We start from the raw sequence: 23,715 nt of genomic DNA, 5'->3' as shown, positions 1-23,715 counted from the left end.
GCCGACGACGACGGCGCGGTGTTCGGGCATGATCTGCATTGACGACCTCCCTCGGTCGCTTCCAGCGTCGCAGCCGCCCGGCCGCAAGATCAGTGCCGAGCGTCCCCCGCCACCGGGACCTTCGGCCAGGCAGGGACGGGAGCGGGGCCCCGTACGGGACTCACAGGAACTCGGCCCGGTCGAGGGCGAACCTGATGAACTCCCCGCGGTCCCAGCGCCCGGTCCCGTACCACCATCCGGCCCGCACGCGGGCGGGGAGGGTGTATCCGCCATGGGCGGCCTCCCCGCTGAAACGGGCGCCGAAGACATGCCGCCCGAACGCCCCGCCTTCCGGGGCGCCCCAGCGGTCGAGTGTCAGCTCGACGAGCGCGCCCTCGGGCGAGACGGTCAGGACGACCGAGTGCGCGGTGCCGCCGACGGTCAGGTCGGCGCGAGCACGGTGGGCGCTGACCGTAGCCCAGGACACGGCGGGAGACAGCGCCACGGCCGGGGCGAAGACGAACTCGCTCGCCAGCCGTCCCGCGGCGCTGCGGGTGATGTCGGGCCCGGAGGCGGACATCACGGGCAGCGCGCCGAGCATCCGCCAGCGCATCTCCCCGTCGCCGCCGCTGTAGCGGTCGAATCCCTTGACCGGCAGGCCGGCGACACGGGCGCGGGCGGCCCAGACGAAGCCGTGCGGGGGACGCAGGATCTGGGTCGCGCGGAAGGCCCGCCAGGATCCGAGCCGTATCCGCCCGCGCATGTGCAGCAGCGCCGCGGGCGGTAGCGGCGTGCCGGGCCGGATCGCGTGGTCCAACCAGCGGCGAGCGGGTTCGGGCAGGTGCCGGGTCATCTCCGGGTCGAAGGGCGTCCCGGACTCCGACACCGCCGCGAGGTCCGTCCAGTCGCGCCCGGCCGCTTTCGTCAACCACGGAGGCGGCGGGGCCGGACGGGGATGAACCGGAACCGTCTTGGGCCGACTCGTGTCCATCGCGCTTCTCCTCCGTCGACGACCGTTTACAGGAGATCGCGCGGACGTGCCCGGCCGGCACGGTCGTAGGTCCCCTGCCCGCGGAGGATGGTCCCGTTCGCCGGGCGCCTTCCGGGTGCGGTCCGGGCGGGTCCTTCGGCCCTGTGCGGTGCCTCCCCGCGGTGGTGTGCTGGTCATGGCGGCGAAGTGGCGCCGTCGATCTCGGATCGGGGCCGCCCCGCGGAGCATGGAGCGGCCCGCTACGGCGGGAGAGGTGAGCGCGGTGGGCGTCCTGACCGGGGAGGAGCTCGCTCATGAGCCGTTCCTGCGGGGCATGAGGAAGGCCGATCTGGCGAGGCTCGCGACGGCGGGCCGCCGTGTCACCATCCCGGCCGCGCAGCGGATCTGCGTTGAGGGGCGGCCGGCGGAGCGGTTCTGGCTCATCGACGGCGGGGCGGTGACGGTCGACCGGCTGCTACCCGCTCAGTGCGCGATCGTCGAGACCCTTGGACCCGGGTCCGTGCTCGGCTGGTCGTGGCTGTGCCAGCCGCGGCGCTGGGCTCACGGGGCTGTGGCCAGCACGTCCGTCGACGCCATCGAGTTCGACGCCCGGCTGGTGCGCACCCTCTGCGCGGTCGACACGGCCCTCGGGTACGAGCTGACGCGGCGCTTCGCGGAGCTCGTCGTCGCGCGCCTCCGCGCCGCCGGCGAGTCCGGTAGGACGACAGAACAAGGGAGCGGCACGCCATGTGCGAATACTGCGGATGCCAGGCCATAGAGTCGATCAAGCGGCTGACCGATGAGCACGATCTCGTCGTCGACCTGATCGGCGAGGTGCGTTCCGCCGGCCGCGCGGGCGACCGGGACCGGATGAGCGCTCTCGCCGCCCGGATCGCTGCGGTCCTCGGTCCGCACACCCTCGTCGAGGAGCAGGGGCTGTTCCCGGCGATGGCCGTCGACTTCCCCGACCACATCGAGGCCCTCGTCCACGAGCACCGCCTCGTCGAGGCCGCGCTCTCCGAGGCGGCCCGGGCGGTGGAGCCGGGCGGGGAGCGGCGGCTGCTGGACGCCCTCGACGTCCTGCGGCGGCACATCCTCGCCGAGCAGGACGGCGTGTTCCCCGCCGCGCTCGCGAACCTCGGAACCGCGCAGTGGGAGGCGATCGAGGAGATCCGCGGCCGGGCGGGCTCGGCGCTGCCTGGCCCTCCGAGCGCTTCCTGACCTCCGGGACGGCCCCGCCGCCCAGGAACACCGCCGCCCAGCGACCCGTCGCCCAAGAAGACTGCGGGCGCCGCCGCTGCGGGCGCCCGGTGTGTGCCGCCGTCCCCGGCCTTCGCCAGGCCGGTTCGTCGTTGGGTCGATGTGCTCTGTGATGACGCCCCAGGGGGATGCGGCGCCCGGTGCCCTCGGGGGCCGCGCGTCCACATCGTCACCGGCGACAACGGGACCACGGCGGCGGCCGTCGCCCGGGAGGTCGGTATCGGCGTGGCCGGACAGCGCGACCACGGTGTCGTACGCGCCGTCGTCGGCCGGCAGGGTGTCGCGCAGGTCGGCCGGTGCCGGGCCGCGCCGTCACCGAGCCCGCCGCCTGGCCGGCGTCCGCATCGCGGCGCGCGCGTCGACGCCGGTGACGTCGGCGCCGCGGTCGAGGCAGTGCGACGGACAAGGGGGCCCGAGCGGCAGCCGGAGTGCAGGACCCCGCGGCCGGACGGGCCCCAGAGAAGCGCGCTGGGCGCTTCGGGGTCAGGAGAGCTGGAGGTCTCGGCGCTTGTAGAGGACGCATGCCAGCGCGCAGAGCGCCCCCGCCATGACGACCGTGATGATGACCGTGAGGGCGTCCGGGGATTCGGTGGGCGCGGAGGCCATGTAGTGGAAGAGCGAGGCGTTCCTGAGCCAGTGGGTGGTGGGCTGCAGTGAGCCCAGCATGTCGGCGAGCAGGGAGCCGATGACGGCGATGTAGACGGCGACGCCGGCGGCGCGGGGAGCCAGGGCGAGCACGCAGGCGCCGATGCCGAGGACGAGGAGGGACGTCGGCACGAGGTTCAGGCCGGTCACGACCATCGAGCCGAAGCCGACGCCGGTGCCGCGCATCGCGGCGCCGAGCCATGCCGCGATGCCCGAGAGGAGGCCCGCGGCCGTGATCGTGGCGGCGGTGAGGGCGAGCCTGCCGGCGAGTACGGAGGTCCGGGACGCGGGGCCGGCGAGGACGTGGGCCGTCCGGCCGGACGTCTCCTCGGCCGCCAGAGCGGTGAGCTGGCCGGCGGGGATCAGGGCGACGATGGCGGTGACGAACAGGAACGCGACGCCCAGGTAGCGGTCGACCAGGGCGCCCTGGGGCGCGAACTTGTCCAGTGCGTTCGCCAGGGACCGGGTCGAGGTATCGGTGACCACCTTCGCGAGGGTGCCCAGGCAGAGGGCGGCGGCGCACGCGCCGGCGCACCATCCGGCCAGTGTGGGAAGTTCCAGGCGTGCGGCGAGGGCGGTGGGGGAGCTCAACCCGAACAGCCGCGGTGGCGCCGTGTCGCGCGACGCCAGAATGCCGGACCCGGTGTCGCGGCGGGCGGACAGTTCGAGCGCGATGGCCGTCAGGACCAGTGCCGCGGCGGCGGCCGGGAGGAGCGGGAGCAGGGTGTTGCTCGTGAACGGGCGGAGCAGCTCTGCCCATCCGAACGGTGTCAGCCACAGGATCCAGTGCATGTGGGGGCCGCTGTCGCCGAGCATGCGCAGGACGAACAGCACGGCGAAGGCGCCGAATCCCATCCCGGCCGCGCCCCGCCGGGTGGCGGCGAGCTGCGAGGTGAGCGCACCGACGGCGGCGAACACCACGGGATTGATCGTCAGGCTCAGCCCGTACAGCAGCGTGGCGCCCGTTCCGAGATCCAGCCGCGAGTCGCGACCCGTGAGCAGCAGGACGGCGGTCGCCCCCGTGAACACGATCCCGATGCCGGCCATGAGCCCCGTCAGCGTGGCGGACGTGGCGCGGACCGGGGTGGTCCGGCCGGACAGGAGCAGCTGCCAGCGGCCGGCGTCCTCTTCGCCGCGCAGCAGCCGGGTGGCGGCGAGCAGGGCCCAGATGGCGCCGATCGTGGTGAGGAAAGCGAAGTTCTTGTAGACGGTGTAGCCGCCGACGGTTCCGATGTCGGCCACGGGGCCGAGGAGGACCGCGAACCCGCTGTCGCGCCCGGTCGTGGACGCGATGGTCTGGCGTTCCGCCACGGTCGGATAGGTGCCGGCGTAGGTGACCGCGGACACCGCCGCGGATCCTCCGAACACCAGCGCCCACGCCGTGGCGGCGACCCACGTCCTTTTCAGCGCGCTGCGGGCGATGGCGGGCTCGGCGGCGCCGCTCCGGCTCGCGCGGACGGCGAGCGGTGTCAATGCGTCCTGCATCTCGTCTCCTCGGCGCCGGTCAGCCGGCCGTGCCGTACTGGGCGATGAACAGCTCCTCCAGGGAGGGCTCGCGGGTCGTCAGCTTCTCGAGGCCCGCGTCGGCGAGTGCGTGGAGCAGCGGGCGCATCGGCCCGGACACGTCGCATTCGACGAGGCGTCCGTCGACGACGACGTTGCGGATCCCCGGAACACCGGACAGGTCGGGGACGGCCGAGTCCAGGTGCGCCCGGACGTGGGTCGCCGCGAGCCTGCGCAGGACCTCGAGCGAGCCGGTCTCGGCGATCCGGCCCGCTCGCAGCATCGCCACGCGGTCGCACACCGCTTCGACCTCGCTGAGGATGTGCGACGACAGCAGCACGGTCTGCCCCCGGTCGCGGGCCTCCCGGACGCACTGCCGGAACACCTGCTCCATGAGGGGGTCGAGGCCGGTCGTCGGCTCGTCCAGGACCAGCAGCCGCGGCCGGGCCGCGAACGCCGCGATGAGCAGGATCTTCTGCCGGTTGCCGTGGCTGTAGGAGCGGACCTTCTTGTCGAGGTCGAGCTCGAAGCGGCGGACGAGCTCGTCGCGGTAGGCCTCGTCGACCGAGCCATGGACCGTGTTCAGGAAGTGCAGGGTCTCCGCGCCCGTCAGGGAGGGCCAGAGGTTCGCCTCGCTCGGCACGTAGGCGAGGTCCCGATGGATGTCCCGGGCCGCGCGCCGGACGTCGAGTCCGAAGACCCTCGCGGCACCCGATGTCGGGCGGATGAAGCCGAGCAGGAGGCCGACCGTCGTGGACTTGCCGGCGCCGTTGGGCCCCAGGTACCCGAACACCTCGCCCTGCTCGATGTTCAGGTCGAGCGCGTCGAGCGCGGTCGTCCGCCCGTAGCGTTTGGTGAGCCCCAGGGTCTCGATCACCGTGGTCATGCCGGGCGCCCGCTTCCGGTCCGCTCGCCCACGGGGAAGCGCCGGTCGAGGCCGGTGATGCGCAGGATCCTGCGCAGCAGCGGCGAGGCGCCGGTCAGCGTGAGGCCGCCGCCGCGCCGCACGGCGATCTCGTCGGCGGCGACCAGCGCCTGGAGGCCGGTGGCGTCGCAGAACGTGAGGTCACGGGCGTCGATCTCGACCCGCGGTGAGCCGGCCTCGGCGATCTCGGTCAGCAGGTCCTCGAGGCGTCCGGCCGTGAGGATGTCGAGCTCCCCGGCCAGGACGACCCGGCGCGGCGGCCCGGACCGGACCGTGGTTCGCAGCTGCGCGGACGGCGTGGGCCGTCCGGTCGTCATGTTCATCGCGATCGTCTCCTGTCCCGCTCGCTGAGCGGTTTTCTCAAGCCTCCGGTGAGGGGCGGAGCCGGCTCCAGGGACCAAAGTCCCCAGCGCGTCCGTGGAAGTCCGGGTCTTTCGGAGCGCCGGCCGCGGCGCCGCCTTGGTCCCGAACTGGAGCAGCATGGGGGTCGCCAGGCCGTCGAGCCGGCCCAGGGCGCCCGAGCACGCGATCCGCGTGTCGGCCGGGCCGGGATGCTCGCTCAGCGCGGGGATCAGAAGGCGCACCGGTGCGATCACCCTGCCGCCGGTGCGCCGCGCCTCCTCGCTCCCTCGGCCGGGAGTGCCTTCCTCATCTCCATTGCAGTCGGCGCGGTGAGGGGGACAGGGGCTCAGAACCCGGGGCCACCACGACCGTCGGCCTCAAACGACCCCTTGAGCGACCGTGGCGGGACGTACGTCCGCGCGGGCGGCGCCGTTCCCGGGACGCTCCTCGCGGAGCGCGTCCAGGACCGCGCCGCCGTCGACGGTCTCCTTCTCCATCAGCAGGGACGTCAGCCGATCGAGTGCCGGCCGGTGGGCGAGCAGCGCGGCCGTCGCCCGCTGCTCGGCGTCGCGGAGGAGGCGCGCGACCTCCTCGTCGACCAGGCGCTGGGTGGCCTCCGAGTACGGCGGCCGCGCACCGTCCTGGCCGGGACCCAGGAAGCCGGGGTCGCCGGTGCCGTAGCCGACCGGCCCGAGGGCGGGGGAGAGGCCGAACTCGCGGACCATCCGGGTCGCGATCCGCGTCGCGCCGGCCAGGTCGTCGGCGGCGCCCGTGGACCCCTCGCCGAACACGACGAGCTCGGCGGCGCGGCCCCCGAGCCGCACCGTGAGGAGATCGGTGAGGTAGGCCTCGCCGTAGAGGTGCCGTTCCGCCTCGGGCAGCTGCTCGGTGGCGCCGAGGGCCATGCCGGCGGGCAGGATGGTCACCTTGGCCACGGGGTCGGCGTGGTCGCACAGCGCCGCGAGGAGGGCGTGCCCCGACTCGTGGACGGCGACCGACCGGCGCTCCTCGGGCAGGAGGGCGTTGGAGCCGTCGCGGCGGCCGAGCATCACCCGGTCGCGGGCGGCGTCGAGGTCGCGCGCGGTGATGGTGACGCGGCCGTCCCGCACCGCGTTGATGGCGGCCTCGTTGAGGAGGTTGGCCAGGTCGGCACCGGAGAAGCCGGGGGTGCCGCGCGCGGTGCGGTCCAGGTCGACGCCGTCGTCCAGGTGCTTGTCGTGGGCGTGCACGGCGAGGATCGCGGCGCGCTCCGCCTGGGTGGGCAGCGGCACGATCACCTGCCGGTCGAACCGTCCCGGGCGCAGCAGCGCGGGGTCGAGGGTGTCGGGGCGGTTGGTCGCGGCCAGGACCACGATGCCGCTCGCCTGGTCGAACCCGTCCATCTCGGCGAGCAGCTGGTTGAGGGTCTGCTCGCGCTCCTCGTGCCCGCCGCCGGGCACCGCGCCGCCGCGCTTGCCGCCGATGGCGTCGATCTCGTCGATGAACACGATCGACGGAGCGCGCTTGCGGGCCTCCGCGAACAGGTCGCGGACCCGGGAGGCGCCGACGCCGACGAACATCTCGACGAACGAGGAGCCGGTGACCGACAGGAACGGCACCTCGGCCTCGCCCGCGACGGCCCGCGCGAAGAGGGTCTTCCCGGTGCCGGGCGGGCCCACCATGATGACGCCGCGCGGCGGCTCGGCGCCGGCGGCCGCGTACCGCTCGGGCGTGCGCAGGAAGTCCACCGACTCGCCGATCTCCTGCTTGACGCCCTCGTACCCGGCGACGTCGGCGAACCGGGTGGTGGGCCGCTCCGCCTCGATGACCTTGGCCTTGGAGCGGCCGAAACCGCCGGTGCTCGGCACCGCGGCGCCCTTGCGGCCCGTCCAGAGGAACAGCCCCGCGATGAGGACGAGCGGCAGCGTCCACATCAGGATGCCCGCCCACGGGCTGCTCCCGGTCCGGGTGGCGGTGATCTGGACGTGCCGTGCCTGCAGGCGCTGCGCCAGGTCCGCGGTGCTCAGGGCGGTGGGGACGCGGGAGGTGAACTTCGTCCCGTCGGCGAGCTTCCCGTCGACGCCGCCTTCGTCGTCGATGCTGACCGTCTTCACCTGGCCTGCGTCGACCTTGGCGGAGAAGGCGGTGTAGGGCAGCTTGAGCGCCTCATGCCGCGGTGTGAGCAGACCGGGGGCCAGCAGCACCAGGAACAACAGTATGAAGCCGGCGGGGACCGCGAGGCGCTGCCACCACGGAGCCGGACCCTGCGCTGGAGAGGGCGTGGGCGGGGGCGTGGGCGGCGGATCCTGCGGCTCTCGGGGCGCGGCCGGCTTCGACTGGTGACGCGCACCGGGGCGCAGACGCTCGAACATGGTTCCAGCCTCTCCTTGATCGTCCGCTGCCGGTATGCGCGGAGGTCCCGCGCGGCCTGGGACGTTGGGCCCTGCGTGCGAGCCCGGCGGGGACGTGGGCGGCGGCGAAGCCGGGACCTTCGGTCCCCGCGTGCGGGGCCGCGCATGCCCACGCTGAAGATGTCGGCGAGCGCCGGCCGACGGGCTGACTGAGGAGACGGCTTGAAGGCGAACAAGGGCGACCGGGTGATCGTTCGCGGCCACCAGGTGGGGGAGCCGACCGGCAAGGCGCTGATCCTCGACGTGCACGGCTGACGAGGGCCGCGCCTCCACGCCGGCACCGGCCGCGAAGCGAGCGCGGAACGAGGTGATCGCGATGCCGGAGGCACGCTCCTCCCGCGGAACGGTTCTGGATCATCCGGGAGGGCACGGGTCGACCTGGTCTCGCGCGTCGCCGGCGGACGGGCCGGTCGGCATCGACGTGCTCGGTCCCGGCTCGCTGGTCGGGTGGTCGTGGATGTTCCCGCCGTACTGGCGGCGGTTCGGCCCTGCCGAGGTTCCCTGCCCCAGCGCCCTCCGAGACGCGGCTTACCGGGCAGACGTGAGAAGGACGCGGGTGGCGCCGGGGACGGTGCGGGCCAGCACCTCGACGATCCGTTCGGCCTGCTCGTCGTGCCGCCCCCTCAGCCGGACCACGCCGTCCTCCACGGTGACGTCCCAGGGGCCGCCGTCCGGTGCGTACGCGGCGATGGAGGCCAGGACGTCGTCGCGGATGCGAGCGTCGCCCCGGGCCAGCGTCGCGATGAGGTCGCGGCGGCTGACGACGCCCACGACGGCGGAGCCGTCGACGACGGGGACGCTCTTGATCCTCGTCCGCAGCATCATCTCCGCCAGTTCGGCGACGTCGGTGGTCGGACGCGCCGTGCGGACGTCCCGGGTCATGACCTGCTCGACGCGGCCGGGCTCCGGCCCCCTCGGCGCACCGCCGAGCGGGCGGGCGAAGGCGCGGGGGTCCGCCTCGAACGCGCCGCGCAGCAGGTCCATCTCGCTGACGATCCCGACCAGCCGGCCCGTCTCGCCGACGACCGGCAACGCGGTCACGTCGTGCTCGAGCAGCACCCTCATGGCCTGGCGGACGGTGGCCGACGGCGCGATCGTCACCGCGGGCGCGGTCATGGCTTCGCGGACCAGCATGGACGTCTCCTCTCGGCGGTCGCCGGGCGGCCGTCAGTAGTCGGTGAGATCGGCGGTGCGGGGGCGGTGGCGGTCGTCGACGGCGGCGGTGAGCCGGTTGTCGACGGCGACGACACCGTCGATGGCGGAGGCCGTGCGGGTCGCGAAGGGCACGTCTTCGGTCGTCGGTACTTCGCCGGTGAGGGTCGCCACGCCGTCGACGACTTGGACGTCGATGAGTGCGGGTGGGATTCCCAGGCCGTTGGTGAAGACCTGTTCGATGATCTCCCGGTGGATGTCGGCGTCGGGGCGCAGGAACGCCTTCAGCAGGTCGCGTGGGGCGATGATGCCTGCCAGGCCGCCGTCGGTGTTCACTACCGGCAGCCTGCGTGCTCCGGGCTCGGTCATGAGCCGGGCCGCCTTCGCGATCGTGGTTCCGGCCGGGACGGTGGTGGCGGGCGCCGACATCACGTCGCGCGCCCGCGTGGTGGCGGCCTCGGCCGCGTGCGGGTGGAGCCACCGCCGCACGCGGTGCGCATTCTCCCGACCGGGCAGCAGGTCCTCTTCCGATACGAGGCCCACGACCTTGCGGTTCTCGTCCAAGACCGGCAGGCAGGCGATGCCGTGCTCGGTCATGAGCGAGGCCAGCCGCTTGAGGGGCGTGTCCTCGCGCACCGTCACGACATCGGTCGTCATCACGTCATCGACTTTCCGCTCGGACATGACCCGTCTCCTTTCGGCCGGCCGGACGTGGCCGCACGGCCGTTTCGCCTTTCACACTGGGCGCCGAAGGCCGTTCCCGGTAGGGACCAAGAGCCCGTCCCCGGGCCACCACTGGTCCCGTGGGCGCGGGGCCCGCCCGATCCGCGCCGCGCGCCGGGCCCGGTCACGACATGGTCCATCCGACGAGGACCCCGTAGACGATGATGTTGTCGTTGTAGCTGCGCTTGGTCGGGTTGAAGGTTCCGCCGCAGGTCATGAGCCGGATGGTCGGGTCGGGTCCCGCACGGGACCTTCGGCCCGGCCGCTTGTGACCCCCAGCGGCCGGGCCGAGCGCCCTCGGCTCCGCGGGACGCGGCGGTCGGGACGGTCCGAGCTCGTCCACGGCGCCGGTCCGCGCGGGGTCGTTGGTCGTCCGGGCAAGGGACGTTCGCCCCTGAGGCGGCCCGCGGGCCCTCGCCGACGATGGTGTGGAAGCCACCCAGGTGAAGGGGTATTCACCATGGAGACCAAGCAGTGGAGCGTCGAGCTCTACATCAGCGAGGACGCCACCGACACCGACGCGCGCGCCGTGCTGTTCACCGGCGGCGAGCCGAGGATCACCGGGCACGGGCACGCCCGCCGAAATCCGGCCGACCGCCGGATACCGGAGATCGGCGACGAACTGGCCGCCGGCCGGGCGCTGGCGGACCTCGCCTACCGGCTGCGGGGACTCGCGAGCGAGGACATCGCGCAACTTGCTGAGCCGGTGTGAAGATCGGCGTGAGGACAGTGATCGCGGGAACGCCCGGAATCGGGCACGGGCCGCCCGCGCGGAGAAGGCCGCGCCGGCGCTCGCCGAGCAGATCGCCGGACCGGGCCTCGGGACGCGCGACGCCGCGCTCGCACGCCGTCCTGCGGCTGCACTCCGCGCAGGAGGAGAGCTACTTCGTGCTCGCCGACGAGCCCGCTCCGACGGAGCGGTGGCGGGCCCGGACGGCGGCCGGGAGGTGACGGCATGAGTGTTCTGGTGGCGTACGCGAGCGTCCACGGGTCGACCGAGAGCATCGCCGAGCGGATCGCGGGGGTGCTCGCCGACCGGGGCGTGGCGGTGACGACCTGCCCGATGGCCCGGGCCGGCGACGCAAGGCAGTACGAGGCGTTCGTCCTCGGCAGCGCGATCCACAACCGGGCGTGGCTGCCCGAGGCGACCGGCTTCGTCGCGCGCAGCCGGGACGTGCTCGTCCGCCGCCCCGTCTGGCTGTTCAGCGTCGGCATGCCCGCCGCGCTGCGGGGGCCCTGGCGTTCCTTCGCGGGCAAGGAGGCGGCCGCGGTGCTGGCGGGGCCGCTGGCCGGCCTGGGCGCACGCGACCATGTGCTGTTCTCCGGCGTCATCGCCCCCGAGCACATCACGCGTACCGGGCGATTGCTCTTCAAGGCGATGGGGTGCCGGTACGGGGACTACCGGGATTGGGCTCTCGTCGACGCCTACGCGGCGGGCGTGGCGAACGCGCTCCGGTCTCCCGGGAGCCGCCCCGTTCCGCCACAGACAGGCCGCATGGAGGAAGACCGGCGGGACCCGACGTCAAAGCTGCCTGACGGATGACGTGATCGGGGTGGTGGACTGGTCGGCGGTGTGCGTGGACTCCACCATCGTGCGGGCCCACCAGCATGCCGCCGACGCCCGCAAGAGGGAGAACAGTCGGGGACGAACCCGGCATCACCGGCGGCCGGGCAGGCGCTCGGGCCGTCCCGCGACGCATTTGACCACCGAACTTCACCTGGCCTGCGAGGGCCATGGCCTACCGCTTGCGTTCGCCATGACCGCCATCAACGCCCGCACCCGGCCCGGGCCGCTACCGGCGCCTGCGACGTCGTCGGAGGCCGCTTCAACCAGCTCAAAGCTTCTGCGGCCTGGCCGGCCGACTCGAGGAACGGTCGCCTGCTCCGACCTTGGTCGTGACTCGAAACAGGCTCGGTCCCTGCGGGGTGCTCTTCTAGGGATCCCTAGGCCGCCCGGCCCGCGGCGGCGGAGGTCGTGGGCCGCAGCCTGCTGCGGCGGATGAGCATCTGGACGTCCGCGGTCGTGACGATCCCCAGCAGATGGTGGTCGGCCACCACGACCGCGATGAGGTCGCCCATGAACGGCGCGTGGGCCAGCACCGCGGACGCGGGCTCGTCGGGGCCGACGACGCGGCCGGCCTGCAGCGGCACCGTGAGCGTGCCGAGCGCGACGCCGGCGTCCTCGGCGGGCAGGCGCATGAGCCGTTCCACCGTCACGACGCCGACCGGGTCCCCTTCGGTGTCGACGACGGGGAAGACCGCCTGGCGCGACGCCACGGCGACGGTGTCGATGAAGGCGCCGGCGGTTTGCCACGTCCAGCCGTGGTCGGGATGGGACGTCATGATGTCCGCGACGCGCCGGCCGCCGGCGGCCTCGCGCAGGTCGGTCCAGCGGTCCTCGGCCTTCGCCGAGCTGGTGATGAACCATCCGACGAGGGCCAGCCACAGCCCGTCGAACCAGCCGCCGACCAGCAGGGCGGCCAGGCCGCCGCCGATCATCGCCCGGCCCATCGCGAGCCCCGCCCGGTCGGCGGCGTGCGCGGCGCCGACCCGGTCGCCGCGGCGGCGCCACAGCAGCCCGCGCAGGATCCGGCCGCCGTCCAGAGGGGTGCCCGGCAGCAGGTTGAACACGGCGATCGCGGCGTTCGTGACCGCCAGCCAGGCCAGCGGCGTGGTGGCCAGCGGCGGCGCGCCGAGCGCGGCGGCCGCCGCCCACACGGCGGCGAAGGCGGCGGCCATGGCGCCGCTCGTCGCCGGCCCCACCGCGGCGATGCGCAGGTCCGCGCGCGCGGTCGGGGGCTCGCCCTCCAGCTCGGCGACGCCGCCGAGCATCCACAGCGTGACGGAGTCGACCCGGACGCCGTGGCGGCGGGCGACGAGCGCGTGGGCGAACTCGTGCGCGGCCAGCGACCCGAGGAACAGCGCCGCCGTGACGAGCGCCGCCGCCCACCGGGCGCCCGCGGGCGCGGACGGGTCCGCGCCGGGCAGGACCGACTGGGCGAGGATGTCGGCGACCAGGATCACGGTGACGACGACCGACCAGTTCAGGCCGACCGGGACGCCTCCGATCGTGCCGAGCTTGAACGTCTGCTTCATGGCGACCTCCCTGTGACGCTCCCAGCGTCGTTCGCCCACCGGCCGTTGATCAGGGCCGAAAGGCCCCTTCGCGCGGGCCGGAGGGCGTCCGGGGGCCGGTCCGGGCACCGCCGTCCGGAGGCGCGGGCACCGTCACCCGGAGGCGCGGACGATGGTGACGGGGCAGTCGGCATGGTGGATCACGCCGTGCGACACCGAGCCGATCGGCATGACGTGGCCGCGCGATCCGACGACCACCAGGTCCGCGTGCGCGGATGCCATGACCAGGGCGGCGACGGCGTGGCCGACGTCGACGTCCTCGACGACCTCGACCTCGGGGTAACGGTCCCGCCAGGGCGCCAGCGTCGCGGCGAGATGGCTCTGGAGCGTGTTCGCCGCCGCGTGCAGGTCCACGCCCGCGGAGACGGCGAGGGGCGCGGGCTGCCACGCGTGGAACGCGTGCAGGCGGGCGCCGCGCGCCTCCGCCACGGCGAAGGCGTGACCGAGCTGCGGTGCGGGGTCCTCCAGCAGGTCCAGGCCGACGATGATCTCGCCCACCGGTTCGACGTCCCGCCCCCGGACGATGGTCAGCGGGACGGGCAGTCGCCCGGCGAGGTGGAGCGCGGTCGAACCGAGCAGCAGCTCGGTGAACCCGCCGCGGCCGCGATGGCCGATCACCACCTCCGCGGCCCCGGCGGCGTACCGCTTCAGGGCGGCGGGCGCGCTCCCGTCGCGGACCAGCACGGCCTCGACGGCGAGGTCGGGTCGGCGGCGCAGGGCGACCTCGCGTCCCGCGCGCAGGACCGGGTTCCAGGACTCCACCAGCGCCTGGACGCCGGCGCCGCCCTGGCCCGGGACACCGGCGGGGGCGCCTACGACATGGACGACGCGCAGGTCCCGGCCGGTGCGCGCGGCTTCGTCGGCCGCCCAGCCGATGGCGCGGCTCGACGGATCGGAACCATCTGTTCCGACAACGGTGAACGCTCGCTCTTCGGGCATCGCTGCTCCTTCGAGAGGTCAGCGGGAACTCGGCGGCTGCGGCAGGAGCAGTTCGCGCGCCTGCCGGAGCGCCGACCGCGCGTCGTCGGACAGGCCGGAAGGCGTGTCCTCCACCGCCATGGCCATGACCCGCAGCGCCTCGGTCAGGGCGGCGACATGGCGTTCCAGCACCTCGACGCGGTGTTCCAGGGTCCGTACGGCGATGTCCGCGGACCCGAAAGTGATTTGCCTGGCCATTGCCGCTCCTCTGCATGGTCGTGGCGCCCCCGACAGCGGCCACGCTTCATGCTTCAAGGGTTCGTCAGGCGTCCGGTCGCATGTAGGGACCTTCGTCCCGGCGGCGGCGCCGACAGCCCTCATCCGCCCGGGCCCCTGGCCATGGCCGCGACCGGCGCGCACGGGTGCGGAGGGTTTCCAGCCGGTCGAGGCCCGAACTGAGGACTTACGCCCCTGGGGGGCCGCAGCGGCGCCCGGCCACCCTGATCGAGGAACCGCATGCGAAGCGCGGGGGCACCGGAGCCCGCGACGCTCACCGAGGAGGGTGACATGACCGAATCGATCGTCGTCGGCGTCGACGGGTCCGAGTGCGCGAACCGCGCCCTCGACTGGGCGGTCGCCGAAGCCGTACGCCGGAACCGGCCCCTGCACATCGTGCACGCCGTGGACAGCCGCCCGTACCGCGCGCCGCTGTTCACGCCTCCGGAGACGGTCGAGCGCATGACGCGGCTCAGCCGGCGCGTCCTCGAGGACGCCCGCGAGCGGGTCCGGCAGCGCCGCCCGGACCTGGAGACCGCGACGACGCTGGCCGCCGAGTCCACGCCCAAGGCGCTGATGGCGGAGTCGGAGAACGCGTACGAACTCGTGCTCGGCAACCGCGGGCACGGTGGCTTCGCCAGCATGCTGCTCGGCTCGACGAGCCTGCGGATGGCGGCCCGCACCACCGTCCCGCTCGTGGTCGTCCGGGGCGACACCGACGACCGGGGCGAGGTCGTCGTCGGCCTCGACCTGACCAAGGACGAGGAGACGACGCTCCGCTACGCCTTCGACGTCGCGGCCCTGCGCGGTGCCCGCCTGCGGGTCGTCCACGCATGGCTGATGTACCCGACCTACGTCGAGGCGGGGTACGCCCCCGAGGACGAGAAGGTCGACGCGGAGCTCCGCAAGGAGATCGCGTCCGTGATCGCCCCGTGGCGTGCCAAGTACCCGCAGGTCGACGTGGTGGAAGAGGTCCTCATCGAGCACCCCGTGGTCGCGCTGACCAACGCCTCGCGCAACGCCTGCCTCGTGGTCACCGGGGCGCACGCGCGCAGCTGGAGCGCGCCGCGGCTCGGGTCGATCAGCCACGGGGCGGTCCACCACGCGCAGTGCCCGGTCGCGGTGGTTCCCCGCCGAACCGGCGCACCGGATCGAGAGCGGCTCACGCAGGGAGGACGAGATGAACGGTGAACGAACGCCGGTCCGCGTCGAGGGCCGGTTGGACGAGAGGCCCTCGCGGTGGCTGTGGCTGGTGAAATGGCTGCTGCTGATCCCGCACTACATCGTGCTCTTCTTCCTCGGGATCGCCTTCACGGTGCTCACCGTGGTGGCCTTCTTCGCGATCCTGGTCACCGGCCGCTACCCCCGGCCGATCTTCGACTTCAACGTCGGCGTGCTGCGCTGGGCCTGGCGGGTCGCGTTCTACGGGTACGGCGCGCTGGGCACGGACCGGTATCCGCCTTTCACGCTCCGGGACGACCCGGACTATCCCGCCCGGCTCTCGATCGACGCTCCGGAGCGGCTCTCGCGCGGCCTGGTCCTGGTGAAGTGGTGGCTGCTGGCGATCCCGCACTACCTGGTGGTCTCGCTGCTCATCGGCGGGAGCGGGGGCGAGCATTGGGGCTGGGACACTCCCGGGCTCGACGCTCTGCTGGTCCTCATCGCCGCCGTGGCGCTGCTGTTCACGGGCAGGTACCCGCGGGGCCTCTTCGATCTGGTGATGGGGATCGCGAGGTGGACGCTCAGGGTCGCGGGCTATGCGTTCCTCATGACCGACCGGTACCCGCCGTTCCGGCTCGACATGGGCGGCGCCGAGCCGGACTCCCGCCCGGTGACCCCCGAGCCGGTGTGACCGGCGCGAAGGACGGGCCGGTTCCCGATTGAAGGGAGCCGGCCCGCCGGCGTGAAGCGCGATCCACTTACGGCAACGCGGTCACGATGCCCGCGCCGGCTCGTCGTCGGAACAAGCGGAGGGCTGGTTCGGTGTATCCGGGCTTAGTCATGAACCGGTTCCACGTGAATGGGATCGGCTCCGCCCAGGTAGAGCATGCAGCCCGCGTCTTCCACGTCCTTGGTCTCCAGCGGTACCACATAGATTCCTGCGGTCGGCGCGGGAGCCCAGCCGAGATTGCGCGGAGGGTCGTACTCCTCGTAGTGCCCCACGTAGAGACGTGTCGGCGGGGTGGAAACCGTGCAAACGTCTCCTGCGTGGAGGGCGGAAGCCGGCGGTTCGAGGCGGTAGGGGATCCACGCCAGAGGGGAACCGCCCCTTGGGAGGGCGAACTGGCCGTTCCATCGAAATTTCGAGGAATTATCAATTGCTCGCCACGGCCATTCTATGATGATGTGGCGCGAATCCACTTCGGCCACCCGCGCGCTCGCCGGCTCGCAGGAGACGATCACTTCGTCGCCGCGCCGAATGATAATGTCCGATCACCTCTTATTCTGGCAATGATTGGCCGAGTGTAGCGCAAGCCATGTACGAGAACTGGTTGACCATGCCCTTGTTTCGCCGGTCTTGGTGGCGCAGTCGTTTGAGCTCCTCGCGTTCGGCATAGGCCAGGTGGGCCTGGGCCTGGGTCTGACGCTGGCGCACCCAGGTGCGCAGCGACTCGCGGTGGAGGCCCCTGCCGGCCGAGATCTGACCGGCAGGGGGACTTCACCAGAGCCGGTGCGGCTTTGACCGCCCGCCGGGGCGGCGCTGCGGGATGCGAGCAGAGGGTTCGGAGTCGAGCGCGCCATCGGCCGCCTCGGCCGCTGATTCCTTGACGACCTCTTAGGCCGCGGTGGAATGCGATGCCTGCAGGAGTTCGTCGATGCCGGCCCGGATCCCCGCGGCCAGGACGTCCAGGTCGGGCACCGCGTCGCGGTCGCCGGTGAGGCCGAAGGTGAGCGCGCCGTCGTAGGAGACGACTCCGATGGAGATCCGCTCCCCGGCCGCGATGGGGATGTAGGGGGCGAGTTCCAGCACTCTGCGGCCCATCCCGAACAGCGGGAACTGCGGACCGGGGACGTTGGTGACGATCGTCTGGATCAGGGGCTGGCGGAGCCGGAGCGCGGTGTGCGCGGTGACGGCCAGCAGTGCGGGCGCCCCGCCGATGAGCTTGATGGCGCACTCGGGGGCGGTGGCCCGGCCGCCCTTCTTCATCCCCGCCATCTGCTCCCTCAGCAGGTGCAGGCGCCGGACCGGGTCGGGCTCGCCGCACGGCAGGTCGGCGAGCGCCGCCGAGACCCGGTTGGAGAGCCCGCCGCGCTCGCCGGGCGACCGGACGGAGACGGGCACGAGGGCGCGGACGGCGGAGTCCGCGGTCAGGGCGCCGCGCGCGGCGAGCAGATCGCGAAAGCCGCGCGCCGCCGCGGCCAGCACGACGTCGTTGACCGATCCGCCGAGGTCGCGCCGGATGCGGTCGATCTCGTCCATCCCGGCGTGCGCCCGCGACCACCGCCGGTGCGGCCCGGTCGGCCCGTTGAGCGACGGCGTGCCTGGGCGCGCGAGGCGAGCGGCGTACGAGGGGACGGCCCGGGCGATCGACACCGAATCGCGCAGGGCCGGGGAGAACAGCCGGACGGCCTGCCGGCCGTAGCCGGCGAAAGCATTCAGGACGCCGGCACGGACCAGTGCACGGGAGGCGGGCTCGGGTTCCGGAGCCCACGGTTCGGGCTCCGCCGGCGACCAGGCGGAGTCGGCGTCCAGCAGTACGGTCAGCAGGTCGATGCCGGCGAGGCCGTCGACCATGCAGTGGTGGATCTTGCAGATCACCGCCCAGCGGTCGCCCTCCAGCCCGCCAACGGGCCAGATCTCCCAGGGGGAGCGGGTGAGGTCGAGGGGCCGGGCCATGACGCGGGCCGCCAGCTCGTGCAGCTCGCGCGCACCGCCGGGTGCGGGCAGCGCGGTGGTGTGGCGCACGTGGTGCTCGACGGCGAAGCGCTGGTCGTCCACCCACACCGGGTGCGCGAGGTTCAGCGGGACGGTGCGGACGCGCTGGAGGCAGCGCGGCGCCAGCGGAAGTCTCGCGAGCACCTGCTTCACCAGGTCCGCGTGGTCGGGCGCGGGGCCCTCGAAGATGATGACCGTTCCGATCTGCAGGGGCGTCGTGTCGTTCTCGGCGAAGAACATCCCGGCGTCCAGCGCGTTCATGCGTTGCATCGTTCACCGTCCTCGGTATGGACCCCTTTCAAGGCAACGCCCTGCCGGTGCCGGTGCCCACCGGCGTTCGTCCCGACAGGACGTGCCCGAAGCGCCCCGGAGCCGGAGACTTTGGTCCCTGCCGAGGAGCCAGGCCGTGCTGGGGAGAGGAGAGGACGGCCGGTCAGTGGACCGCTGCCTGAGCGTGGGCAGCCTCTCGGACGCCGTGCAGGCCGAGGACGCCGGCGACACGATCACCCATTTCAACCTAACCGCACCGCCACCGGTGCAGTCATGTGTCGGATGCCTTGGCGGGGCTGCGTGTCCGCACGATGGGGGGAGGACTCGACGAACGGAGAAATCGATGGCCGTCCGGCTGCCGGCGAAACGTGTGCGGGATCGGCTGGAGGCCGGCGATCCCGGGCTCGTGCGGACGCTGTCAGCGCTCAGGGCGGTCATCGGCGTGGCGCTCACCCTGGCCGGCCTGGGCCTCTCGGGCGCGCCCGCCGAGTTGCTCGTCGCGGGCTGCTTCGCCCCCTTCACCGTCGCGTTGGCCCTCGGTGACGGCGCTGCCCGGGATCAGGCGTTCGTGGTCGCCGCAGCGGTGCCCGTGGTGTCCATCGTCCTGCTCATGGGGGGTGCGCTGGCGCCCTATCCGGTGCCGGCCGGGAGTGTCTTCGTCCTGCTGATCTTTTGGGCGGTGTACGTCCGCCGGTACGGGGCGCGGGGGCAGGCACTCGGGATCCTGGCCTTCATGGCCTACTTCCTGCCCCAGTTCCTCGGCGCGCGGATGAGCGACCTGCCAGGCCTGTACGCCGCCGTGGCCGTGGGTTTCGCCGCCGACGCGCTCGTGCGTTTCGGGCTGCTGCGTACGAGCCCCGGCGGCACGCTGCGGCGGCTGCGGCGCGCGTTCCGCACCCAGCTGGGGCGAGTGGTGCTCGGCACGATCGACTTGGTACGAGCGGGCCGGGACGACGTTCGCGCGGCCCGAGCCCTGGAGCGCAGGATCGTCCGGCTGCACCGCAGCGCGTTGATGATCGCGGACGTCCTCGGCCCCCGCGTGCCGGGCGGGACCGGGGAGCCGGGGCGGATCGCACAGGCCGAGGTGGCCGCGCAGCGGCTGGCGGTGCTGGCCGTCCGGTCCGCCGCGGACCCGGCGGCGTCCTCCCGCCTCCGGGAACATCTGGTGCTGGAGTTGCGGGCCGTCCACGGCCATCTGGCCCGGACACGGAACGGGCGTGACGGGGGTGGCCTGGATGCGGCTCACGACCGGCTGAGCCTGGGACCCGCTACACCGGCCGCGCTGCTGGACGTCCACGATGCGATCGGCGAACTGATGCGTGCCGTGGCCGGGCTCCGACCGGCCGGCGACGGTGCGATCCATCCTCCGGAACACGGTCCGTGCCGTCCGGTGATCAGCGGCGCGGCGCCGCAGGCCGAGGGCGCGTCTCCTGGGCGCGGCGTGCTGAGGCCGGCTACGACGTGGCGGGCCGTGCAGGTCGCTGCGGCGGCGGCCGGCGCCGTGGCGGGTGCGAGCGCGCTGTCCTCCGAGCACTGGTACTGGGCCGTGCTGTCCGCGTGGGCGGTCTTCGTCAACACCGAGAGCTCCGGGGACGTCCTGGTCCAGGGGCTGCAACGTCTGCTGGGCACCGTTCTGGGCGTGGCCTGCGGGCCGGCGGTCGCCGGGGTCGGCGGCGTCCCGGTCGTCCTGTGCGTGTCATTGGTGTGCGTCTTCGGCATCTTTTGCACGCCGCCGGACGCGTACTGGGCGGTGAGCTTCTTCATCACCTGCATGATCGTCACGGTCTTCGCTCTGCTCGGTGTCTTCTCCACCGAGCTTCTCGCGGTGCGGGTCCGGGAGACCGCCCTCGGCGTGATGTGCGGAGTGCTGGCGGGGGCGCTCGTGGTTCCCACGACCGTGCGCCGGGCCGGCGGGGAGCGGTCGCTCGTGGTGCTGCGCGCCCTTCAGCGGACGCGCCCACCGCGGGGCGTCACGCCGCTCGGTACCCGTGAGCTGGACCGGGCCCTGGAGGAGCTGCGCGGCTCCCTCCGCCCGCTCGTCCACCCGCTGAACCCGCGCCGCACGCATCGCGCCGGCGCCCGGCATCTGCTCGCGCTGCTGGAGTCGTGCGCCTACCATGCTCGCAGCCTCGCCGCCGTCACGGCGGTAGGGGCACGCCCCGCTCGGCCGGGCGGGGCGGGGTGTGCGGATGAGGCGGCCGAGCGCGTCCGGGGCAACCTCGACGAGGCGATCCGGCTGCTGCGGGCTGGCGCGTGGCCCGCGACCGGCGGCCACTCGCGCACGCTGGAGCGGATTGCCGCAGACCCCCGCTGGCCCCGGGATCACACGCCCACCGGGGACCGCGCGCTGTTCCACCTGTGCCGCATGGAGGAGGCGACGGCCGAACTGGCGCGGGCCCTCGGCGGCCCTGCGGCGGGTCACCGCCGCGCTCGCCACCGGACGGCGATCAGACCGGGCCGCCCGCCGCGTCGACCACGTCCCGTAGCTGGGAGCGGGCGGTGACGCCCAGCTTGGGGAAGGTGCGGTAGAGGTGGGAGCCGACGGTCCGCGGTGAGAGGAAGAGGCGTTCGCCGATCTCGCGGTTGCTCAGCCCGCGCGCGGCGAGACGGACGATCCGCTGCTGCTGCGGTGAGAGCCCGGCGAAGGCGCCGGGGACGGCCGAGTCGGTGTCCAGACCGGCCGCTCGAGACTCGGACTGTGCGCGTTCCGCCCACGGCCGCGCTCCCAGCCTGCGGAAGGTGTCGTTGGCCGCGGTGAGGAACGGCCGCGCCTCGGTGATGCGGCGGCGCCGCCGCAGCCATTCCGCGTACTCCAGCAGCGTCTGGGCGTGCTCGAAGGGCCAGCGCTCCAGCGCGGGTTCGGCCAGGGCGGCCTGGAAGTCCGGCTCGGCGTGCTCGGGTTCGGCGAGCAGCGCACGGCCGCGGTGGACGAGGGCCCGCAGGCGGGACGAGCCGCTGCCGGCCAGCGTGCGAGCGGAGCGTTCGATGATCGCGATCGCGTCGGCGTGGTGGCCGCTGCGCGCGGCGGACGCGGCGAGTTCGGCCAGCGCCGGGTACGAGGCGTGGTAGTGGACGGGGTCGCCGTCCGCGTCGAAGACCGTGCGCGCGTACTCGTAGGCGGTCTCGTGGTCGCCGTCGGCGATGGCGGCGCTCGCGAGGGCGCGGTGCGCGTACACGGCGACCGACCGGCTCTCCAGCGGGTCCACCAGGCGCAGCGCCTCGCCGGCGAGCGCGCGTGCGGCCGCCGCGTTGCCCTGCGCGGCCAGCACCATCGCGTCGACAGCGCGCGCACACGCGACCGCGTGGTCGAGGACCGGCGCGGCGGGCAGCGCGGCGAGTTCGGCGCAGACCGTCCGGGCCTGCTCCCAGCGTCCGTTCTCGAAGTAGGCCATCGCGACGACGCCGCCCAGACCGTCCGGGAGGGGGCCGGCGGCGCGCCACGCGTGGACGGCCTCGTCGAACGTGCGGACGGCCAAGGGGGTCTCGTCCAGGATCCAGGCGGCGATGGCGAGGGCGGTCGACCGTTCGGGACGTCCCCAGGCAGCGGCGATCAGGTCCGGCAGCCGGGGCGCGAGCGCTCGGCCGCCGCCGAAGGGGTCCGACACGGCCAGCGTCCACTCGCGCAGCGGTCCGGCGGGCAGGCGCGGCAGGATCCGTTCGATCTCCCGCCGCTGGGACTCCTCGCCCGAGTAGAAGCGCAGCACGGCGGCGGTGGCGAGCGCGTCCAGCGCGGTGGCCGGGGCCGCGGCCGCCAGGTCGGCGGCGATCGCGGCGAGGCCGGCGAAGGCGCCCGCGTGCCGCCCGGTCAGCGCGGCCAGCCGTCCGGCGTGCAGTGAGGCGGTGGCGCGCACGGCGGGGTCGCCGGTCCGGGCGCGGGCCTGGGCGGCCAGCTCCTCGACCCAGGGCAGGTCCCCGGTGAAGGCGGCCAGGCCGGCCGCGTCCGCCAGCAGGCGGGCGCCGTCCTCGCGGTCCGGGCGCAGCTCCGCCGCGCGGGCGAGCGCTCTGGCCGCCGCCGCGTGGCCGCCGCGCCGGCGCGCCCGCTCGGCCGTCCGCTCCAGGGCGGCGGACACCTCGGCGTCCGGGTGGAGGGTCGCGGCGGCGAGGTGCCAGGCGCGGCGGTCCGGTTCGTCGCGCAGGGCGCCGGCGAGCGCGCGGTGCGCGTCCAGGCGGGCGTCCAGCGGTTCGGCGTGGTAGACCGCGGAGCGGATCAGCGGGTGCCGGAACCGCATGTGCCGGCCCTCCCTGCGGATCAGACCGGACTCTTCGACGGCGGTCCACGCCTTGTCCTCGGGATCGGGCAGCAGCGCCGGCACGGTGTCGGGGGGATCGGCCGCGTCGGCGGCGGCGAGCAGCAGCAGGGCGCGCCGGCCGGCTTCGGGCAGTTCCGCGAGACGCGCGGTGTAGATCCTCGCCAGGTGCTCGCCCACCGGCAGCGGCCCCTGCGCCTCGCCGGCGCGACGGCCCCGCGCCGCCTCGGCCAGCTCCAGCAGGGCCAGCGGATTCCCCGCGGCCTCATCGAGGACGCGTTCGCGCAGCCCGGCCGCCAGACCGGGCGAGCGCAGGTCGAGCAGCCGCCGGGACTCGGCCCGGTCGAGCGGGCCCAGCACGAGCTTCGGAACGCCCCGGTCGAAGCCTCCGGCCGGCCCCCGGCCGGCAGCGTGATCGTCGCTGTCGCGCCCGCCGGCCAGCACCGCGACCGAGTCGTCGTCCAGCCGCCGGACCGCGAAGGACAGGACGTCGGCGGACGCCGCGTCGATCCACTGGACGTCGTCCAGCACGACCAGCAAGGGCGCCCGTTCGGCGACCTGGGACAGCAGGGTCAGGACGGCGACGCCCGTCAGCAGGGGGTCGGCGTCGCCGGGCTCGAACCCGAAGGCGCCGAGCAGCGACCGGCGCTGCCTGTCCGGCAGGTCGCCGGCCTCGGTCAGCACCGGCCGCAGAAGCTGGTGGAGAGCCGCGAACGGCAGGTCCTGCTCGGATTCGTGACCGGCCGCGCGCAGCACCCGCCGGCCCGCCGCCGCGGCACGGCGGGCCGCGTCGTCCAGCAGGGTGCTCTTGCCCGTCCCCGCGGCCCCGGAGAGGAGCAGGGCCCGTCCGCCGCCGGACAGGTCCGCCACCAGGGCGGTAAGCCGCTCGATCACGGCGTCCCGCCCGACGATCGCGTCGCGGGACGCCCCGTCCCGCTCCGCGGAGCCGTGAACGCCGCCCCCTCCGGTCGGTGCCGCAGTGCCGCGTGAACCCGACGGCCGCTCGTCCAAGCGAACCTCCACAAACAGCCGCCCACTCCCCGAGGCGCAGCGTCATCGCAGGCCAGCGTACCTCTCGGTGTTGCTCCCTCGCCGCGGTCGCG

At 73.9% G+C, this 23,715-nt stretch carries 21 protein-coding genes; 9 read left to right on the top strand and 12 right to left on the bottom strand.

Annotated elements, in window-relative coordinates:
- Nucleotides 1–160: 160 nt before the first annotated feature.
- Entirely contained in the window at nt 161–907 is a 747-nt protein-coding gene (locus J4557_RS38760) for a DUF6544 family protein (RefSeq protein WP_208271794.1), read from the bottom strand.
- Nucleotides 908–1,223: 316 nt separating this feature from the next.
- Between J4557_RS38760 and J4557_RS38755 the strand changes: the two genes are divergently transcribed.
- Nucleotides 1,224–1,727 carry a cyclic nucleotide-binding domain-containing protein gene (locus J4557_RS38755; RefSeq protein ID WP_208271793.1) on the top strand — a complete coding sequence of 168 codons (504 nt, stop codon included), beginning with the start codon at nt 1,224–1,226 and terminating at the stop codon, nt 1,725–1,727.
- Entirely contained in the window at nt 1,697–2,170 is a 474-nt protein-coding gene (locus J4557_RS38750; RefSeq protein ID WP_208271792.1) for a hemerythrin domain-containing protein, read from the top strand. Before J4557_RS38755 ends, J4557_RS38750 begins: the two co-directional genes overlap by 31 nt.
- Before the next feature lie 522 nt (nt 2,171–2,692).
- Here J4557_RS38750 and J4557_RS38745 read toward each other — a convergent pair.
- The 4 genes from J4557_RS38745 to ftsH form a co-directional block, all read right to left on the bottom strand.
- Complete coding sequence (locus J4557_RS38745) at nt 2,693–4,339, bottom strand: efflux permease Rv1217c-related protein (protein WP_208271791.1); 1,647 nt, start codon at nt 4,337–4,339, stop codon at nt 2,693–2,695.
- Between the two features lie 19 nt (nt 4,340–4,358).
- Nucleotides 4,359–5,243, bottom strand: a complete 885-nt coding sequence (locus J4557_RS38740) for an ABC transporter ATP-binding protein (protein ID WP_208271790.1) — start codon at nt 5,241–5,243, stop codon at nt 4,359–4,361.
- Nucleotides 5,240–5,605, bottom strand: a complete 366-nt coding sequence (locus tag J4557_RS38735; RefSeq protein WP_208271789.1) for an STAS domain-containing protein — start codon at nt 5,603–5,605, stop codon at nt 5,240–5,242. Before J4557_RS38735 ends, J4557_RS38740 begins: the two co-directional genes overlap by 4 nt.
- A gap of 396 nt (nt 5,606–6,001) precedes the next feature.
- Complete coding sequence (ftsH, locus tag J4557_RS38730; RefSeq protein ID WP_208271788.1) at nt 6,002–7,975, bottom strand: ATP-dependent zinc metalloprotease FtsH; 1,974 nt, start codon at nt 7,973–7,975, stop codon at nt 6,002–6,004.
- A 201-nt stretch (nt 7,976–8,176) separates the two neighbouring features.
- Here ftsH and J4557_RS38725 point away from each other — a divergent pair, with 201 nt between their 5' ends.
- Nucleotides 8,177–8,269, top strand: a complete 93-nt coding sequence (locus J4557_RS38725; protein ID WP_208271787.1) for a DUF1918 domain-containing protein — start codon at nt 8,177–8,179, stop codon at nt 8,267–8,269.
- A gap of 273 nt (nt 8,270–8,542) precedes the next feature.
- On the opposite strand, the gene J4557_RS38720 is transcribed toward J4557_RS38725, so the two are convergent.
- Both J4557_RS38720 and J4557_RS38715 read right to left on the bottom strand, forming a co-directional pair.
- Nucleotides 8,543–9,148: a CBS domain-containing protein gene (locus tag J4557_RS38720; protein WP_208271786.1), complete on the bottom strand. Its 606-nt coding sequence runs from the start codon at nt 9,146–9,148 to the stop codon at nt 8,543–8,545.
- 33 nt (nt 9,149–9,181) lie between these two features.
- Nucleotides 9,182–9,850, bottom strand: coding sequence for a CBS domain-containing protein (locus J4557_RS38715; protein ID WP_208271785.1), 669 nt, complete (start codon nt 9,848–9,850; stop codon nt 9,182–9,184).
- A 499-nt stretch (nt 9,851–10,349) separates the two neighbouring features.
- Here J4557_RS38715 and J4557_RS38710 point away from each other — a divergent pair, with 499 nt between their 5' ends.
- The 3 genes from J4557_RS38710 to J4557_RS38700 are packed head-to-tail and all read left to right on the top strand — an operon-like array spanning nt 10,350 to nt 11,432.
- Complete coding sequence (locus J4557_RS38710) at nt 10,350–10,601, top strand: DUF1876 domain-containing protein (RefSeq protein ID WP_208271784.1); 252 nt, start codon at nt 10,350–10,352, stop codon at nt 10,599–10,601.
- A gap of 8 nt (nt 10,602–10,609) precedes the next feature.
- Complete coding sequence (locus J4557_RS38705) at nt 10,610–10,840, top strand: hypothetical protein (protein ID WP_208271783.1); 231 nt, start codon at nt 10,610–10,612, stop codon at nt 10,838–10,840.
- A 4-nt stretch (nt 10,841–10,844) separates the two neighbouring features.
- Complete coding sequence (locus J4557_RS38700; protein ID WP_208271782.1) at nt 10,845–11,432, top strand: flavodoxin domain-containing protein; 588 nt, start codon at nt 10,845–10,847, stop codon at nt 11,430–11,432.
- 401 nt (nt 11,433–11,833) lie between these two features.
- Here J4557_RS38700 and J4557_RS38695 read toward each other — a convergent pair whose 3' ends face one another.
- The 3 genes from J4557_RS38695 to J4557_RS38685 form a co-directional block, all read right to left on the bottom strand.
- On the bottom strand, nt 11,834–12,985 hold the full coding sequence (locus J4557_RS38695; protein WP_208271781.1) for a site-2 protease family protein: 1,152 nt from the start codon (nt 12,983–12,985) through the stop codon (nt 11,834–11,836).
- A 132-nt stretch (nt 12,986–13,117) separates the two neighbouring features.
- Nucleotides 13,118–13,963 (bottom strand): universal stress protein, encoded by an 846-nt coding sequence (locus tag J4557_RS38690; RefSeq protein ID WP_208271780.1) that lies wholly within the window; start codon nt 13,961–13,963, stop codon nt 13,118–13,120.
- Between the two features lie 18 nt (nt 13,964–13,981).
- Nucleotides 13,982–14,200: a phospholipase D-like domain-containing protein gene (locus J4557_RS38685; RefSeq protein WP_208271779.1), complete on the bottom strand. Its 219-nt coding sequence runs from the start codon at nt 14,198–14,200 to the stop codon at nt 13,982–13,984.
- A 309-nt stretch (nt 14,201–14,509) separates the two neighbouring features.
- On the opposite strand from J4557_RS38685, the gene J4557_RS38680 reads away from it, so the two are divergent.
- Both J4557_RS38680 and J4557_RS38675 read left to right on the top strand, forming a co-directional pair.
- Nucleotides 14,510–15,409: a universal stress protein gene (locus J4557_RS38680; protein ID WP_208271778.1), complete on the top strand. Its 900-nt coding sequence runs from the start codon at nt 14,510–14,512 to the stop codon at nt 15,407–15,409.
- Nucleotides 15,399–16,070, top strand: coding sequence for a DUF4389 domain-containing protein (locus tag J4557_RS38675; protein WP_208271777.1), 672 nt, complete (start codon nt 15,399–15,401; stop codon nt 16,068–16,070). Before J4557_RS38680 ends, J4557_RS38675 begins: the two co-directional genes overlap by 11 nt.
- 924 nt (nt 16,071–16,994) lie before the next feature.
- Here the strand turns inward: J4557_RS38675 and J4557_RS38670 are convergent.
- Nucleotides 16,995–18,356, bottom strand: a complete 1,362-nt coding sequence (locus tag J4557_RS38670) for a wax ester/triacylglycerol synthase family O-acyltransferase (protein ID WP_208271776.1) — start codon at nt 18,354–18,356, stop codon at nt 16,995–16,997.
- A 352-nt stretch (nt 18,357–18,708) separates the two neighbouring features.
- On the opposite strand from J4557_RS38670, the gene J4557_RS38665 reads away from it, so the two are divergent.
- Nucleotides 18,709–20,868 carry an FUSC family protein gene (locus tag J4557_RS38665; protein WP_208271775.1) on the top strand — a complete coding sequence of 720 codons (2,160 nt, stop codon included), beginning with the start codon at nt 18,709–18,711 and terminating at the stop codon, nt 20,866–20,868.
- Here J4557_RS38665 and J4557_RS38660 read toward each other — a convergent pair.
- Nucleotides 20,813–23,623 carry a helix-turn-helix transcriptional regulator gene (locus tag J4557_RS38660; RefSeq protein ID WP_208271774.1) on the bottom strand — a complete coding sequence of 937 codons (2,811 nt, stop codon included), beginning with the start codon at nt 23,621–23,623 and terminating at the stop codon, nt 20,813–20,815. The genes J4557_RS38665 and J4557_RS38660 overlap by 56 nt on opposite strands.
- Nucleotides 23,624–23,715 lie beyond the last annotated feature (92 nt).

The sequence above is a fragment of the Actinomadura nitritigenes genome (assembly GCF_017573545.1).
Classification (GTDB): domain Bacteria; phylum Actinomycetota; class Actinomycetes; order Streptosporangiales; family Streptosporangiaceae; genus Spirillospora; species Spirillospora nitritigenes.
The sequence above is the reverse complement of the archived record's forward strand: the minus strand, read 5'-3'. Positions and strand labels throughout refer to the sequence as shown.

What these genes read in the sequence shown, in the direction of transcription:
- J4557_RS38750 (WP_208271792.1), top strand. Translation starts at nt 1,697, where the DNA reads ATGTGCGAATACTGCGGATGCCAGGCCATAGAGTCGATCAAGCGGCTG.
- J4557_RS38745 (WP_208271791.1), bottom strand. Translation starts at nt 4,339, where the DNA reads ATGCAGGACGCATTGACACCGCTCGCCGTCCGCGCGAGCCGGAGCGGC.
- J4557_RS38740 (WP_208271790.1), bottom strand. Translation starts at nt 5,243, where the DNA reads ATGACCACGGTGATCGAGACCCTGGGGCTCACCAAACGCTACGGGCGG.
- J4557_RS38735 (WP_208271789.1), bottom strand. Translation starts at nt 5,605, where the DNA reads ATGAACATGACGACCGGACGGCCCACGCCGTCCGCGCAGCTGCGAACC.
- ftsH (WP_208271788.1), bottom strand. Translation starts at nt 7,975, where the DNA reads ATGTTCGAGCGTCTGCGCCCCGGTGCGCGTCACCAGTCGAAGCCGGCC.
- J4557_RS38720 (WP_208271786.1), bottom strand. Translation starts at nt 9,148, where the DNA reads ATGCTGGTCCGCGAAGCCATGACCGCGCCCGCGGTGACGATCGCGCCG.
- J4557_RS38715 (WP_208271785.1), bottom strand. Translation starts at nt 9,850, where the DNA reads ATGTCCGAGCGGAAAGTCGATGACGTGATGACGACCGATGTCGTGACG.
- J4557_RS38710 (WP_208271784.1), top strand. Translation starts at nt 10,350, where the DNA reads ATGGAGACCAAGCAGTGGAGCGTCGAGCTCTACATCAGCGAGGACGCC.
- J4557_RS38700 (WP_208271782.1), top strand. Translation starts at nt 10,845, where the DNA reads ATGAGTGTTCTGGTGGCGTACGCGAGCGTCCACGGGTCGACCGAGAGC.
- J4557_RS38695 (WP_208271781.1), bottom strand. Translation starts at nt 12,985, where the DNA reads ATGAAGCAGACGTTCAAGCTCGGCACGATCGGAGGCGTCCCGGTCGGC.
- J4557_RS38690 (WP_208271780.1), bottom strand. Translation starts at nt 13,963, where the DNA reads ATGCCCGAAGAGCGAGCGTTCACCGTTGTCGGAACAGATGGTTCCGAT.
- J4557_RS38685 (WP_208271779.1), bottom strand. Translation starts at nt 14,200, where the DNA reads ATGGCCAGGCAAATCACTTTCGGGTCCGCGGACATCGCCGTACGGACC.
- J4557_RS38680 (WP_208271778.1), top strand. Translation starts at nt 14,510, where the DNA reads ATGACCGAATCGATCGTCGTCGGCGTCGACGGGTCCGAGTGCGCGAAC.
- J4557_RS38675 (WP_208271777.1), top strand. Translation starts at nt 15,399, where the DNA reads ATGAACGGTGAACGAACGCCGGTCCGCGTCGAGGGCCGGTTGGACGAG.
- J4557_RS38670 (WP_208271776.1), bottom strand. Translation starts at nt 18,356, where the DNA reads ATGAACGCGCTGGACGCCGGGATGTTCTTCGCCGAGAACGACACGACG.
- J4557_RS38665 (WP_208271775.1), top strand. Translation starts at nt 18,709, where the DNA reads ATGGCCGTCCGGCTGCCGGCGAAACGTGTGCGGGATCGGCTGGAGGCC.